The organism is Paenibacillus selenitireducens, from assembly GCF_002021565.1.
In the GTDB taxonomy this organism is placed as follows: domain Bacteria; phylum Bacillota; class Bacilli; order Paenibacillales; family Paenibacillaceae; genus Paenibacillus_K; species Paenibacillus_K selenitireducens.
The window spans coordinates 64,594-78,977 of record NZ_MSZX01000010.1; the positions used below are offsets into that span (position 1 = coordinate 64,594).

The following is a 14,384-nucleotide window of genomic DNA, read 5'->3' on the forward strand; positions in this document are numbered from 1 at the left end:
ATCAAAAAGACGCATTCGATGAGATCGATTGCGTCTTTTTATTTATCTATTTCTTCTCATGGAAATGTAATACGATCTCAATCACTTCCGAACGACTGGCTAGTCGGATCGGCGGCCCCCAGCTACCAAAGCCTGAGGAGACAATGACATGCATCATTCCTTTTTGCATATAACCCCAATCCAGCTCGAACAAGCGGCGCGTAATCCAATGATTCGGAGCAAATTGTCCGCGATGGGTATGGCCCGATAACAAGAGATCTGCCCCTGCATGGGCTGCTTTATCAAAATGATATGGCTGGTGATCCATCACAATAATCGGCTTCGAATGATCTAATGGCGCTAATAAGGCTTCGATTCCTGCTCTTCCTTCGGGATCCATACCCTCCGCAGCTTTATCTTTTCGCCCAACGACATAGAACAAATTGTCCACGAGGACGGTCTCATCACGCAACACTTGAATGCCAATCTTCTTCATTTCTTTCACATACTGCTCGATATGTCCGCCGTAATACTCATGATTTCCCAATACAGCATATACACCAAGGCGCGCATGTAATTGTTTCATCACCTTGGCCATGTTATTGCGCATGAACGGTTCAATATCATCATCGATCACGTCACCGGGCAATAAAATAAGATCGGGTTGCATCGCTCGCATGTGCAGGATCAGACGTCGCAAATGTCTTTTGCCGACAATATTTCCGAGATGAATATCCGAAGCAACCAGGATGCGTAGTTCTTTTAGACCCCCGGCAATCTTCGGTACTTCTAACTCGTAAGTACGTTTGACTGTCGACCAGGCATTCCATGATCCGCGCAGCAGAAGCGCAATGAGCACGATACCCACAATTCCGCTCAGAAATGGAACATAAGATGTACTCGCGATGCCTGCAAGATGCAAGAACCATGCCACAAGGTCTGTGATGGGCAGCAGAATAACTGCGAACTCTAGAACCGCAATATAATACGAGCCAACGACCTTCAAGCCTCTACCTAACGGACCCGGCACCAGTCGAAATCTTCCGATGAGATAAGATAATGCTACGACCCAGAACAAAATCCAATACAACGTACCCGCCAGCGGTACATCATAAAAAGACAACAACCAGTTTCCATGCCAGCCCACATACAGATTAATGATAATAAACGTAATTACGACAGGAATAAACCTCAACGACATCCCAACTCTCTACCCACTTTATACAGTTGCCTCAATAAATTCCTTGATACGCTGGTTATGAATGTGAAGCATCCTCAATCCTTTTGCGGCATCTTGAATTTGTTCAACTAATACCTCACTACGATCTACTTGATCAAAATAGCGACCGAGAAAGTGCACGAATACATCCAACTTTCGGAGCTGAATCAAAAATGGCATGGCCCGTCTCTCTTCTTCCGACAGTTGTATGACGGACCGATAACCACGCAAGAAAGCATCGATCGCATCCCACGCAGGTTCTTCCACCAGCATCCCGGATAACACAACGGCAGGCTCCATGGCTCGCAGATCCAAGGTACAGAATTCAAAGTCTAACACAGCGCTTATCTCTAACTGCTTCTGCTCATGTACCAATAGATTCGAATCATTGACATCTCCATGCACAAGCTGATGCGGCAATGCACGCAATTCGGGTACATGTGCCCGGAAATTCATAAGTGCGCTATAGATCTCTTTCAATTCATCCGCTTGATCCTCAAATGGAGCTGGAGGAGTGAGACAGAATGCCGCAATTTTCTCCTGTGAACAGGTAGGATGGGCTGAATCCAGCTCATAATAAGGTGGATAGGCCGGCGGTACGGATACTTGTACATTCGCAAGTGCTTTTGATAATATCCCCATAACTTGTCCTTTAGAGTATGCTGTTTCCTTCAACATCCCATTCGGTCTGACACCAGGCAAATACCTGAACATACACGCATAACGTTCAGACCCATCCTCCACGAGCACATACGTATCTCCCTCGACAGTTCGCATAGGAATCGGTGTTGCGACAGGTAACTGACATGTATCCAGCGCTAACAGCACTTCATGCTCGAACCGAATCTTCGCAGACTCTCGGTGCGTCTCATAAATCCGAAGGACATAACGTCCCTCTTCCGTCTCCACATATCTTGTTGTATTGTTCCATCCCGTCTCACCTGATTGCACTTGGTAATGGGTGTGGGGGAAAAATCTCGATACAATGTGATCAAAAGGCAACTTTATTCTCCTTTACCCCCATGATTAGAGTCCGAACGCCTCCGCAATAAGACGATAGGAACGAACACGCGCTTCGAACTGATGAACGGGTGAAGCAATCATGATCTCTTTCGTCTGGTAGCGCTCACTCACCGCGATAATACCTTCTTTTACCTGCTGCGGTGTACCCACGATACTCCGATGGCGTCTCTGTTGAAGACGAGCTTCATCATATTCAGTATACGGGAAGTTAAGCGCCGTTTCTACGGAAGGGAACGTAGATAACTCCATCCCTTTCTCTAATTGTAAAAAGAATAGCGCTGTACTTGTCGCAAGCTTCCGTGCTTCTTCTTCCTCTTCTGCACAGATTGCCATGACACAAACCAACGGTTTTGGCTGGTCATATAAGTCCGAAGGCTGGAAGTGATTCAAGTAATGCTGCATCGCGATTTCCCCACCCGGTACGCCGAAGAATTGCGCATAGGCAAATGGCAGACCTTGTTGAGCTGCAATTCGAGCACTACCGTCACTTGAACCCAATAACCACATTTCTGGCGCGGTGGATAGGATCGGCGCTGCGGATAACTTCGCAAATGGATGATTGGGCGGTAAGTTATCATGCAAATACCCTTTCAAATCCTCCACTTGATTCGGATATTGATCGATTCCAGCATACATACCTGATTGTAGAGCTCTTGTTGATAACGGCATTCCGCCCGGGGCACGCCCTAATCCCAGATCAATTCTGCCTGGATGCAAAGCTTCCAGCAATCGGAAGTTCTCCGCCACTTTATAAGGACTATAATGGGAGAGCATGACACCGCCGGAACCGACACGGATTCGTTCCGTGGATGCTGCTAGATGTGCCAACAAGACCTCTGGGCTGGATTGAGCCAAAGCTTTTGAGCCATGATGTTCGGACACCCAGAATCTAGCATATCCCAGCTTCTCAGCTTCTTGGGACAAACGTGTTGTCTCCTGTAATGTTTCGAGGGCTGTCTGCCCTTCACCAATATGGGAATGATCTAATACACCTAATTTATACATGGATGTTCACCTCTTCTTCTGTTAGTTTAAATCATTCGCCAACAGTTGTCACGTTAACTATTTAGTAGACGAACAAAAATAAGCAGCCCATCCCTAGGGTAGGGAGGACTGCTGCTAAATCTTTTGTATTAGTGTCCCATCATCATGGTTGCGTTCGGATTCTCTCCACTTTCGGATGGTTCTGACACGCCATCTTCGCCGCCACCGCTCTTCGGTTTACGAAGAATAATGGATAATAGCGCACCAAACATGGCAATCGCCATCGTCAATAAGAAGGTATCTGTAAATCCAGATACGGTTCCTTGGAGTGGATTTACACCTTCCGCGATATGCGTTGTCGTACGAGAAGTGAAAAACCCGGTTAACCCTGCTACTGCGAATGATGTCATCACTTGCTGCGCCGCCGTTGTTAACGGGGTCACGCGATTAACAAGATGACGCGGAGCTGATTGCAGGACATGTGTATTAATGGCCATCATGGAAAGACCCATACCAGCGCCCATTAAGGCTAGTGGTAAAATGACCATGCCAAGACCCGTTTCCAATGTAATTCGGGATAACAAGTATAATGCGACAGAAATAATGCCTAATCCCGTAATCGCTAATGGACGTGCTCCATACTTATCGAAAAGCTTCCCGCCGATCGGCATAAAAATTCCGGAAGCTAATGCTTGAGGAAGTAAAATTAATCCTGTCTCGACTGGCGTATATCCTTTGACTTGTTGTAAGAAGATCGGCATCAGAATAATCGCGCCAAATAAGGCAATTTGAGATACCCATGAGATGATAACTCCCCGCGTAAAATCAGACGATCCGAACACGCGCAATTCAAGCAATGGTTGTTTGTGACGCAATTCAACGATGATGAATAACAACAGCGCCACGCCACCTACGATAAGACCCGTAATAGCCTGTGTAGACGTCCAGCTCTTCCCGCCTTCATTCACAGCATACGCTAATGAAGCAAACGCAATTGGTGCCAGAATAATTCCAAGCAAATCTAATGAAGGAACGGTCTTCCGTTCGATCTTCGGCAAATACTTCAACCCAACTAAGATAGCAATAATACCAATTGGAAGGTTAATCAAGAAAATCCAGTGCCAGGTGACGTACTGAACGAAATAACCCGATAATACAGGTCCTAACGCAGGTGCTAGCAGCATTGGTACACCGAGCATCCCCATGATGGAACCCATCTTCGCAGGAGGCGCAAGTCTAAACACCATAGCCATCCCGATTGGTGATACCATACCTCCGCCGATCCCTTGAATAATTCGATAAACAATTAATTGTTCCGGCGTTGTTGCAAGCGAACATAATAAAGATCCGAGCGTGAACAAAGCAATTGTAACCAGAAACACTTGCTTCGCACCAAATCGGTCGACCATCCATCCTGCTAAGGGAATAACAGCAGATAATGCTAACGTGTAGCCTGTGATGGTCCATTGAATTGTCGACAATCCCGTATTAAAATCTTCTACGAACTTAGGAATTGCGACATTGACAACCGTGCTGTCCAGAATAACCATAATCATTCCGATAATGACAGCAAGAAGTGGCCCTATAATGGCCTTTAATGAGAACTCTTGTTGACTCGTATCTCCTTGAAGTGTCGCCATGCATTTGTCCTCTCCTCTATTGTTTTTTCCTATCCATTGTTCATTATAAGGTTTCAACTTGAGAAAGCAAACAATTTGTGCGCTGTCTGTACAAAAAATCACACAAGAAGTACAAACATCACATCAACCGTTGATTTAGCCTACTTTCCCTAACAATAAACTAATGATAAGAATAACAAAGACCAACGACGTAATTCCGATATAGAGGCTGTCTTTCGCCTTGACAAAGACAAGAACAGTGATCCCCACACGGAGTATCGGCGTCAGGATCAATAAGAATAATCCGATTAACATGACGGCAAAAGGTTTGCCTTGAACAGCGCCTTCAAACATCTCCATGAGTGTTGTAGGGTAGACATCTCCTGGATAACCGCTATCCCCCGAGATCAGGAACCACAGGATTCCCACAAGAATAACAAAACCGCTGCACAATACACCGATCCGTAAAACGCGACTTACGAACAGCTCTGCTGTAAAGATTTCCTCTTGCATTTTTTGTTCATTGGTTGGGTTCGTACTCATATCTTAATGCCAACCCCCTGTAGAATCATTTGGATCGCGACATAAGCCATCACCGGAATGAATATTTTACGAATCGTTTTACTTTTCAATCGTTGCATGATTCTCGCCCCAATTGTTGCACCCACTAAAACACCAATGGCGACGGGTGCCGCATAGAACGGATTAATGTCTCCCCGGAATAAATAGACCCCCGCACTTGCGGCTCCTGTAACACCCATCATGAAATTACTTGTTGCACTGGATACTTTTAACGGTAATTTCATGAACACATCCATCGCCATAACTTTAAAGCTCCCGCTACCGATCCCAAGCAACCCGGAAATCACGCCAGCACCATACATCACACCAAATCCGCCGTATACCCGATCTACATTATATTTGACCGTTTTCTGGAGGGCTTTATCATAATACTCTCCCTGCAGGTTTAATTTCTCTGCCAGCGGGTCCAACTTCACTTCCTGCGGAAGCTCATCTTTCGTCTTCTTCACCATCGCGTAAGCCGAGTACAGCAATAATAAACCAAAAATCATATACAATACATTCGGCGCCACTAATCCTCCGATAAAAGCTCCCGTGATGGCCCCCACCGTCGTGGCCACTTCCAAGAACATACCGACGCGCAAATTTGTAATACGATCTCGTATGTATGCAATGGCAGAACCACTAGAAGTTGCAATAACCGATATAATACTGGCTCCGATCGCGGTCTTAATATCCACGCCAAATAGCAGTGTTAATGCCGGCGTAACGACGATACCTCCACCTAGTCCCAGTACCGCGCCAACAATACCAGCTAAGATGGCAATACCAAAAATTTCAATCATCATCGATGTCAAATGTTTTCTCCCCCTCGAATTCGTTTATGGCATGTTGCCGATGAAAGGATGAAAGAGCTGATCCAGCATTTCAACGATTCCCGGGAATTCCGGATTAATAATTAGAATGCTGGCCATGATCCAACCCGTGACGGTTAACGTTAGAAATGTAACTTTCTCTCGCTGCGTTCCAATTCGCTTCCATAATAACTTGCTAACAAAAGCGATACAGGCTGCTAAAATAATACACATCGCGATATTCACGGTTTGTTCATTCCTTTCGTCTTGCCACCACGATGTTCCATTCCCGCGTTCACTAAGTCTACTCGCACCTTATAGTCAAAATTCACATTCGGATATACGGTCTCCCATTTACCTCTTATCTTCTGTCTCCATAAGTTCGGATAGCTCTTATAGAACATCCCATGAATATCCAGCACATCCACTTTATATTGGTGTTGTAAGACCTCCAACGTCTTCTTGATCTCAGATTGGATATGGTTAGAAGCACGCAACTCAAGCTCTTGTACATAACGAATGGACGTTGCACTCTCTGAAGTCGTATTCTGATCCACAACGAGTTGTACCCGCGAATCGATGTTCACGGTCCATTTTTCATCCCGGAACGCAGGCTTTAATCGGGTACGACTTTTCATCATCTGTAATGTAATATACCCTTCCTGGCCTGTAGGTAAAGTAATGTTCATGGTGCGATATTTGTTCCGTATCCATAATAATCCCATCGCTTGTTGCTCATTAAAATGTGCGATAAAATGATTATCTTTGACGATGGCAAGACCGTCTAAATTAAAGGTTCCGGGCTTATCCTCTTTGACGTTCGCGAATTTGATATATGGTAACGTTGTCGATCCGGAGTCTCCTAATAAATCGTCGGCCAATTCTTTGACTGATTTACTCATTCCAGGATTATTTGCCATCTTCGCTCGAAGGACTTGCGCAATGCTCGCTTCCGAATATAACGGCGCTTTTAATACATTTTTTGCGCGTCCTTCACAGATGAATACATCAGCACGTTCTCTAGAAGCCGTCTCCCGCAACATGTAATCTAGCGGCTCTCGAAGATCTTTACTCGCTAATTTCTCCCCAAGTATATACACTTCATTATGACCTAAAAATATATTTCTCGGCACCTTCTTCTGCAAATTATGAATTGCATCGGACACCGTTACCCCGACACCGGATCGATTTATCGTTGTTGAGCTTCCTCCTTGCGATTTCTGCCCCTGGCCTCCACTCTCACCTCCTCCAGAACCGCTCTTGTTGCCTAATGGAGCAAAGAATTGAAGTGTAACTTCTACCTGATCATTTTCTATCACATCAATACCTATCGCTAAGACAATCGCCAAATCTGAAATCTCTTTCCGATCCCAACATCCAGTAATTCCCACCGTGGTTGCGCAGATCAATAGTATAACCCCTAACTTACGCATTCGACAACTCACGAACCGGATCCTCATCACCGCGCGCCTTCTTTCGGTTTTCGAAATCTCATTTCCGCGATGACAACTAATAACATGGGAAAGAGATAGAAAATCACCATTGCAATAACGACCAAAGTAGTCGATATACCAATAGAGACATCTAATGCACTATGCCCCGTCCATTTCGCTAGTACGATGATCCATAAGCCAACAGGAAAAATCAGTGTTCTGTAATTTTTCAACTTGAGAAAATGGGAGATCGAGATCACAGAGACATAATAAAATACCGTAATCTTCAAGAAGGTTCCGGTCACCCATATGGTCAGCACGACAGATTCGACATGCTCAACGAATTGCCCATAACTGATATAACGAGAAGCTGCCATGACAGGATAGTTTAGCCTTGCCGCAATACTCCCGAACAATAATAGACCGACTGAATTCACGATAACCATACTAAATATCACAGCACCTAACGAAATCATCCCCCATTTCAATGCCTTTTCCTTCTTCCCAAGAAAAGGAAACAAGAAGGATATGAGAACAAACTCACTAATCCATTCATGTATGACAAAGGAACCTTTCATGGAAGGGAGGATTCCGTTCCCAAGAACGGGCATAAAATTCGTCACATCAAACTCTGGAATTAATAACACACTTACGATGAAAATCAAAAAAATAAAGATTGGGACGAAAAATATGGCACACCGCCCCATCACCTCAATGCCTTGATATACGCAATACGCGCAGACAGCGATCATGACGAACATGATCATGATATCTGGCGTCTTGTTCAGATAAGCTCCAATGACAAAATCAGAATACTCTCTAACGATAACTCCAGTGAATAAGACTTGTACGAGAATCAATCCCATGGTCATCACAACCCCAGGTACACGACCTACAATCCGAGGTATGTATTGAATCAAGTTCTCCCCTGGGAACTTGAGGTGAAGCCGATACATCCCAAACACTAAAGTAGCGCCCACAAACACGGTCCATAAGGGCGATATCCACATATCTTGCATCGCAAAGCTTGCAGATATCGATGGAATAAGTAATACGGCCGTTGCCAATATCGCCGTATACATCAATAGCGCCATTTGCAATCCTGAAATCTGTTCTTTCTGTCCCAATGAAACCCCTCCTTTCCTTCCCATTATTCTGGTTTTTGATGTGGAGCTTGTCTGGTTATCTCTTCGGGTACTGCCGTACTTGGCCGCTCATCTAGACTCCATATCGGCAGACGAATGACTGTATCTTTTAAATCCTTCGCTCGGACGGGCACGAGATACGGTACCCCGAAAGACCGCAATGAACATAGATGAATAACGACGGCAATCGTCCCGAGCATTAGTCCGAGCAAACCCATGGTACCCGCCATGATCATCAAGGGAAATCGAAGCAGCCGGGGGGCAATGCCTTCCGCATAATGAGGCACCATGAACGAAGCGATGCCTGTAATTGCCACAATAACCACCATCGGTGCGGTGACGAGCCCCGCTGAGATCGAGGCTTGCCCGATGACCAAAGCTCCAACGATACTGATTGCAGCCCCGATCTGTTTCGGCAGCCGGACCCCAGCCTCGCGAAGACCTTCGAACATAATTTCCATGAGCAGGGCTTCGACAACAGCGGGTAGAGGAACGGATTCCCGACTGCTAGCAATATTCAGTAATAATAAAGTCGGAATCATTTCTTGATGGAAGGATAAAAGCGCCACGTAAGTAGCCGGTGCCAATAAGGATATAAAGTAAAACGCGTATCGCAAGAAACGGATAAAGGATCCAATAAGAAGTCGCTGATTAAAGTCCTCCGGCGACTGAAAGAATGAATTCATGGTACTAGGTACAACTAACACAAATGGTGTACCATCTGTAAATATGGCGATTCGCCCTTCCGTGATGGCTGCTGTAATCACATCCGGACGTTCGGATGCAATAATCGTTGGGAATGGAGAATAAGGCTGATCCTCAATTAACTCTTCCAATTCACCACTTTCGATCAATTTATCGATTTTGATCTTTTGCAATCGTTTTTTGAGTTCCTCACGAATGGTCGGATGCGATAAACTGTCAGAGTAAGCCACCACGACTTTCGTGTTCGTCATCGTACCGATGGTACATTCCTCTGTTTTGAAATCGGACGTTTTCAACCGCCTTCTAACCATAGAAATATTAACGCCCACCGATTCGGTAAACCCTTCCCTCGGACCACGAATGACGTTCTCTGCCATCGGATCTTCAATCCCGCGCTGCTCCCACTGCGCAAGGCTAAACACAAGCCCTCCTTGCACTTGATCGGTAAGGAGAACCGGATTCCCGCTCAATATATTTTGAACCGCTTCATCAAGGTTCTGAATCGTCTTCATATGGGACAGGTCAATGACATTCCGTAAATCATCCATGTTGACCTGGCGAATTTGCTGCATCCGGTGCAGAGGTGTGATCACAGATCGATTCAATTCCTTCGTGTCACAGGTGTTATCAAAATAAGTAATCATCGCTGGGAAGCGTCCAGCAATCATGATCGACTGAAAGATGCAATCACTATTACGTTCAAATACTTGCTTCAACTGTTCAACATTGTCTTGCAGGACCTCAGAAAGTACCGTCTGTTCCACATTCATCCACCTCCATGGTTCCCTAAGTATGTCCATTCGCTCGATTCCTTATGAACGAACAAATAGCCGCAACCTCCAACGGGAGACTCCGGCTACTTTAGGGTAAAATGACTTCAGTCACTTCACTCGTTCTACATTGAAACTTTGTGGTTTACCTAACGTATTAGAACACAAACATTATGGAAAGAAGGAAAAGTCCATGGATGATTTCCCAGCCTTCGTCATGTTATCGCTCATCGTACCCATTCTTGTCTTGCTTGGGATCATTACGGTCAAAATGATTCGTCGCAAAGAAATTCCGAACAGCCACTATACCCCATTCGATTACATCATGGGCCAATCCGCTACGGAATTTCACGAAGAAAAGGAAGATAAACAGGAAGAAGACGATCAAGGTGATGATAAGAACAAAAACCTGCGTCAATCGATCCGAAAACAACTTCCCTAAGGAAAGATCCTCCTACTCCTTAGACTTTCTCTTCTCTAAGGTCAATCGCCAGCTTTCGGATAGAGCGGGCACAGCTAAGATCCGTTCAATGCCCTCGAGATTTCGTTTGTCGTGATGCATGATTTGATTCGCATATTCGAGGGTCACGAAAGCGGTGTCCCTCTCCAAAGGAAGGATCGTACATTGGGGAGATACCCACCCTTCTTGCAGAACACGGAAATAAAAACCTGTGAATCCCGTATCTTGTACGCGAACTGCTAAATCCGGGATTCGATACTTCGCAGCCAGTTTGTAACAAGGCTGACGAGGTTGACTGACTTGTACCACAGCCTCGTCTAATTGAAAAACATCTCCTATATGTATATCTGTCTCACGCATGCCTTGAACGGTTAAATTCTCACCGAATGCACCACGAGGAAGATTCAACCCCAGTTCATTCTCCCAGTAAGGATAATGATCCAAGCTGTATACACATACCGCTTTATCCTCGCCGCCATGATGCACCTTGTCCGCTTGTTCATCCCCAGTGAAATTCACTTTGGACAAATATAGACGTTCATGGGCAGGCTCTTTATGAATAGCACTCAAAACTTCACGCTTTTGATCCTGTAAAGGTGCAGGTTTCCCCACATTCAAGGAAATCACTTGATACGCCATGATTCATGACGACTCCTTTCATAATGAACTAATTCGTTCAGCAAGCACGTGGCTCTCCATCACGAGATCCGCTCGAATGGAACATTGTTCCGGTGTATTCAAATTCGATAAGAAATGATTCACTGCCCCTTCGAACCCACGCCGATGAAGTACGGTATCCCAACTGCCAAAATAGAGCTGTTCAGGACGCGTACCCGCTTCATAGAATACTGCATTCTCCATGTTCACGACTTCAGCCGAACGGCCATGCCCGTAAACCTCCAGCTTTTCTAAGTCAAATCCTGTTTTCCGAACCATGCTATAGGATCCTTCTGCTTCACCGAAATTCACAAAACCCGAGGCACTGCGCATTTTGCCGTCGTTGTCGATCCGAAGTGAATGGGTTCCAAGCTCATACCTTGTACCGCCTAACCATAACATCATATCCAGGATATGTATCAAATCATCGTACACACTTTGCTTCGCGTGATGATTCTGCTGACGTGTCCGATGCTTTTGAATGGCACACCATTCAAAGCCCCCGTTCTGTTCAATCCACTGCTTGGCATCGATATACCGCGGAGCGAATCTTCGATTAAAGCCCACGCCGAGTAATACCCCTTTCTCCTCTGCCATCGCTGCCATTGCTTGCGATTCATGTAGATCATACGAAAGCGGTTTATCCACGTACACTGGAATTTGCTTGGCCAAGCAAGCCATCACAAGCTCGTAATGCGATGGTGTTGGACTATGAATAAACATAGCATCTAAGTTACGCTCGAACAGTTGCGATATATTCGTCGTGCCGAAAGGAAGCCGGTATTGCTGCATCATATGGTCCACCGTACGCTGCGTCGTACTCATGACACCCGCGATTTCAATGTTGCTGTTCGTGGACAATAGTGGTAAATAAACTTTCTGTGCGATATCTCCTAATCCGATCATGCCAATCCGTAAGGTCATCTTCGAACCCGTCCCTTCTCATGCCTCTGCCTCATCATTGTACACGATACCTTACATGACGAACAAGCACACCAACCTAGGATTCAACCGCGAAATCTCTTATAATATAGATCATAGTACTTCATAACGATTTGGGGAGTGAGACTTTTGAATATCCAGAAGATCAAAGACCGCCAAGAGCTGGACCAGAAGGTTCCACTGTTCCCTTGGTATGTACAACAATTTATTGATTACAAATTACCGGACCTATCCCCTTCCACTTTACTGGAATATACAAGAGACTATGAAATCTTCTTTTGCTGGCTCATGGCTGAAGGGCTGACCTCGGCCAAGGAGATGAAAGAGATTACACTGCAAGAGCTTGAGGTGCTCCATATGGAGAGTATTGTAAACTATCGGATCTACCTCTCGACCTTCAAGAAACAAGCAAATGCGAAAATTACGATTTCTCGGAAATTGTCCTCACTTCGTTCACTTTTCCATTACTTAAGTCAAATTGCAGAAGATGAGAACTTCTATCCGTTGCTGAAACGTAATATTATGGCCAAAGTTGAAATCAAACGCATACATAAACCCAAAGATACAGCAGCCAAGCTCAAAGGGAAATTGCTTGAAGAACATGAGTTAAACGAATTCATCCATTATATTCAAGAAGGGTACGGCGTCGATATTGCGAAGAACAAACAGGCTATCTATGCTTATGAAATCAATAAACAACGTGATGCATGTATTACGAGTCTTATCTTGAATTCCGGGCTTCGGGTCTCGGAGGTCGTGAATTTGAACATCGAAGATGTCGACCTGAACAATAAACTTGTCTATGTATATCGTAAAGGGAATCACGATGAGACCTTTAAAGCCCCTGTCTACTTTCGGGAAGATGCTCGGCCTGATCTAGTGGATTATATGGAAATGCGCTCTGTTCGATATATAGCACCCAAAAGAGAAAAAGCCCTATTCCTCGCGGTACCTAACGGACAAAAGGAAGGCAAACGAATGACAAAACGCGCTATGCAAGCGATGATTATCAAATATGCGAAAGCGTTTGGCAAACCGTATCTAACCATTCATAAACTTCGTCATTCTTTTGCTACCGATTATTATCTGCAGAACGATATCTACAAGACCAAAGAACAGCTAGGTCATGCATCCACCGAGACCACAGAAGTCTATGCACATTTGACGGATAAGACAATGTCCGATGCTATCGAGCGTCGCGTCAATGGATCATGAAATAACATTTCTTCGTGAGAGACAACAAAAAAACCTTCTGAGCGAACATGTGATATCCATGTTCTTGCGCTGAAGGTTTTTTGGGATAAATAAAACCGAATCATCTTCGACTCCGCTTAAATATTTTCCCTGTACCTGACTTGGTTCGAGGAACTTTGGACTTGGACGGGGAGAAGAAGGAACCGGATGTAGAACCTTTATTCTTCGTTATCGAACCTGATGACTTCTTCTTCGAGAACAATCCGCCATCATCCGATTTGGATGTGCCGCTCGTGGATCCCCGCTTGAAGATGGAACCTGTACGGTCTACGGTCATTGGAGGAATAGCCTTTTTCTCGCTTGCAGTTGGCGCATGATATTTCTTACTAGGTTTATACGTATCAGAACTCGAATATCCCCGATAATCGCCATACCGTTTCCCGCCGAATGAATCGAATAAGTTCCCGACAATACTGCCGATTACATAAGCTTCTAGAAAACTCGGATTATAATTTCGTTGAACATAGGCTTTGGAATCCACTTCAATGAGTGAATCCTCCGGCTTCTTCTCGTCTTTCATCACATGAATCCATTCGTCGGAATAGACGAGGAACATGTGGTCTGGATCTTCCTTCGATATTTCCTTTGGCTTGCGCTGATCCTTCAGCTCCGTCGCAACGACGGGCACGGTCTTGCCTTCGGCCCGATACACGTACGAGGTTTCAGCGCCGTCTTTATTGACCGATTCGAGCGGGTACGTATCGCTGACTTTTGGTGAGCCGCAACCACTAAGAACCGAGGCCATAAGGGCAACAATAAGAATACTTTTGATGGCATACAGCAGCCGCTTCGACATCGTCTCACGCTCCTTGCTTTTT

The 14,384-nt window shown here is 45.2% G+C and carries 15 protein-coding genes; 2 read left to right on the forward strand and 13 right to left on the reverse strand.

Going from position 1 to position 14,384, the window contains the following annotated elements; genetic code table 11:
* Positions 1-46 precede the first annotated feature (46 nt).
* From BVG16_RS22870 to BVG16_RS22915, 10 genes are all read right to left on the reverse strand, one after another.
* Positions 47-1,180, reverse strand: a complete 1,134-nt coding sequence (locus BVG16_RS22870; protein WP_078501520.1) for a metallophosphoesterase — start codon at positions 1,178-1,180, stop codon at positions 47-49.
* Between the two features lie 18 nt (positions 1,181-1,198).
* Positions 1,199-2,200 carry a phosphotransferase gene (locus tag BVG16_RS22875; protein ID WP_158081760.1) on the reverse strand — a complete coding sequence of 334 codons (1,002 nt, stop codon included), beginning with the start codon at positions 2,198-2,200 and terminating at the stop codon, positions 1,199-1,201.
* Between the two features lie 24 nt (positions 2,201-2,224).
* Positions 2,225-3,226 carry an LLM class flavin-dependent oxidoreductase gene (locus BVG16_RS22880; protein WP_078501522.1) on the reverse strand — a complete coding sequence of 334 codons (1,002 nt, stop codon included), beginning with the start codon at positions 3,224-3,226 and terminating at the stop codon, positions 2,225-2,227.
* A 128-nt stretch (positions 3,227-3,354) separates the two neighbouring features.
* On the reverse strand, positions 3,355-4,845 hold the full coding sequence (locus BVG16_RS22885; RefSeq protein WP_078501523.1) for a DHA2 family efflux MFS transporter permease subunit: 1,491 nt from the start codon (positions 4,843-4,845) through the stop codon (positions 3,355-3,357).
* 135 nt (positions 4,846-4,980) lie between these two features.
* Positions 4,981-5,367, reverse strand: coding sequence for a DUF1634 domain-containing protein (locus tag BVG16_RS22890; RefSeq protein WP_078501524.1), 387 nt, complete (start codon positions 5,365-5,367; stop codon positions 4,981-4,983).
* Positions 5,364-6,194: a sulfite exporter TauE/SafE family protein gene (locus BVG16_RS22895; protein WP_078501706.1), complete on the reverse strand. Its 831-nt coding sequence runs from the start codon at positions 6,192-6,194 to the stop codon at positions 5,364-5,366. Before BVG16_RS22895 ends, BVG16_RS22890 begins: the two co-directional genes overlap by 4 nt.
* A gap of 33 nt (positions 6,195-6,227) precedes the next feature.
* The gene (locus BVG16_RS22900) at positions 6,228-6,446 is read right to left on the reverse strand and encodes a hypothetical protein (RefSeq protein ID WP_078501525.1); all 219 of its coding nucleotides are present in this window, start codon (positions 6,444-6,446) and stop codon (positions 6,228-6,230) included.
* Positions 6,443-7,645, reverse strand: coding sequence for a Ger(x)C family spore germination protein (locus BVG16_RS22905; protein WP_158081761.1), 1,203 nt, complete (start codon positions 7,643-7,645; stop codon positions 6,443-6,445). Before BVG16_RS22905 ends, BVG16_RS22900 begins: the two co-directional genes overlap by 4 nt.
* A gap of 14 nt (positions 7,646-7,659) precedes the next feature.
* The gene (locus tag BVG16_RS22910) at positions 7,660-8,760 is read right to left on the reverse strand and encodes a GerAB/ArcD/ProY family transporter (RefSeq protein WP_158081762.1); all 1,101 of its coding nucleotides are present in this window, start codon (positions 8,758-8,760) and stop codon (positions 7,660-7,662) included.
* A gap of 23 nt (positions 8,761-8,783) precedes the next feature.
* Positions 8,784-10,253, reverse strand: coding sequence for a spore germination protein (locus tag BVG16_RS22915; RefSeq protein ID WP_408635367.1), 1,470 nt, complete (start codon positions 10,251-10,253; stop codon positions 8,784-8,786).
* Positions 10,254-10,446: 193 nt separating this feature from the next.
* Here BVG16_RS22915 and BVG16_RS22920 point away from each other — a divergent pair, with 193 nt between their 5' ends.
* Positions 10,447-10,695, forward strand: coding sequence for a DUF3951 domain-containing protein (locus BVG16_RS22920; RefSeq protein ID WP_078501529.1), 249 nt, complete (start codon positions 10,447-10,449; stop codon positions 10,693-10,695).
* 12 nt (positions 10,696-10,707) lie between these two features.
* On the opposite strand, the gene BVG16_RS22925 is transcribed toward BVG16_RS22920, so the two are convergent.
* Together BVG16_RS22925 and BVG16_RS22930 are read right to left on the reverse strand one after the other, a co-directional pair.
* Positions 10,708-11,352: an MOSC domain-containing protein gene (locus BVG16_RS22925; RefSeq protein WP_078501530.1), complete on the reverse strand. Its 645-nt coding sequence runs from the start codon at positions 11,350-11,352 to the stop codon at positions 10,708-10,710.
* Between the two features lie 18 nt (positions 11,353-11,370).
* A complete protein-coding gene (locus tag BVG16_RS22930; protein ID WP_078501531.1) occupies positions 11,371-12,294 on the reverse strand; it encodes a Gfo/Idh/MocA family protein in 924 nt (307 codons plus the stop codon).
* A 147-nt stretch (positions 12,295-12,441) separates the two neighbouring features.
* Here BVG16_RS22930 and xerS point away from each other — a divergent pair, with 147 nt between their 5' ends.
* Positions 12,442-13,527 (forward strand): tyrosine recombinase XerS, encoded by a 1,086-nt coding sequence (gene xerS, locus BVG16_RS22935; protein ID WP_078501532.1) that lies wholly within the window; start codon positions 12,442-12,444, stop codon positions 13,525-13,527.
* A gap of 100 nt (positions 13,528-13,627) precedes the next feature.
* Here the strand turns inward: xerS and BVG16_RS22940 are convergent, their stop codons facing one another.
* A complete protein-coding gene (locus BVG16_RS22940; protein ID WP_078501533.1) occupies positions 13,628-14,362 on the reverse strand; it encodes a DUF4247 domain-containing protein in 735 nt (244 codons plus the stop codon).
* Between the last annotated feature and the right edge of the window lie 22 nt (positions 14,363-14,384).

Bases quoted from the DNA above. Each gene is read 5' to 3' on its own strand.
- BVG16_RS22870 (WP_078501520.1), bottom strand. From the start codon at position 1,180: ATGTCGTTGAGGTTTATTCCTGTCGTAATTACGTTTATTATCATTAAT.
- BVG16_RS22880 (WP_078501522.1), bottom strand. From the start codon at position 3,226: ATGTATAAATTAGGTGTATTAGATCATTCCCATATTGGTGAAGGGCAG.
- BVG16_RS22885 (WP_078501523.1), bottom strand. From the start codon at position 4,845: ATGGCGACACTTCAAGGAGATACGAGTCAACAAGAGTTCTCATTAAAG.
- BVG16_RS22890 (WP_078501524.1), bottom strand. From the start codon at position 5,367: ATGAGTACGAACCCAACCAATGAACAAAAAATGCAAGAGGAAATCTTT.
- BVG16_RS22895 (WP_078501706.1), bottom strand. From the start codon at position 6,194: ATGATGATTGAAATTTTTGGTATTGCCATCTTAGCTGGTATTGTTGGC.
- BVG16_RS22915 (WP_408635367.1), bottom strand. From the start codon at position 10,253: ATGAATGTGGAACAGACGGTACTTTCTGAGGTCCTGCAAGACAATGTT.
- BVG16_RS22920 (WP_078501529.1), top strand. From the start codon at position 10,447: ATGGATGATTTCCCAGCCTTCGTCATGTTATCGCTCATCGTACCCATT.
- BVG16_RS22925 (WP_078501530.1), bottom strand. From the start codon at position 11,352: ATGGCGTATCAAGTGATTTCCTTGAATGTGGGGAAACCTGCACCTTTA.
- BVG16_RS22930 (WP_078501531.1), bottom strand. From the start codon at position 12,294: ATGACCTTACGGATTGGCATGATCGGATTAGGAGATATCGCACAGAAA.
- BVG16_RS22940 (WP_078501533.1), bottom strand. From the start codon at position 14,362: ATGTCGAAGCGGCTGCTGTATGCCATCAAAAGTATTCTTATTGTTGCC.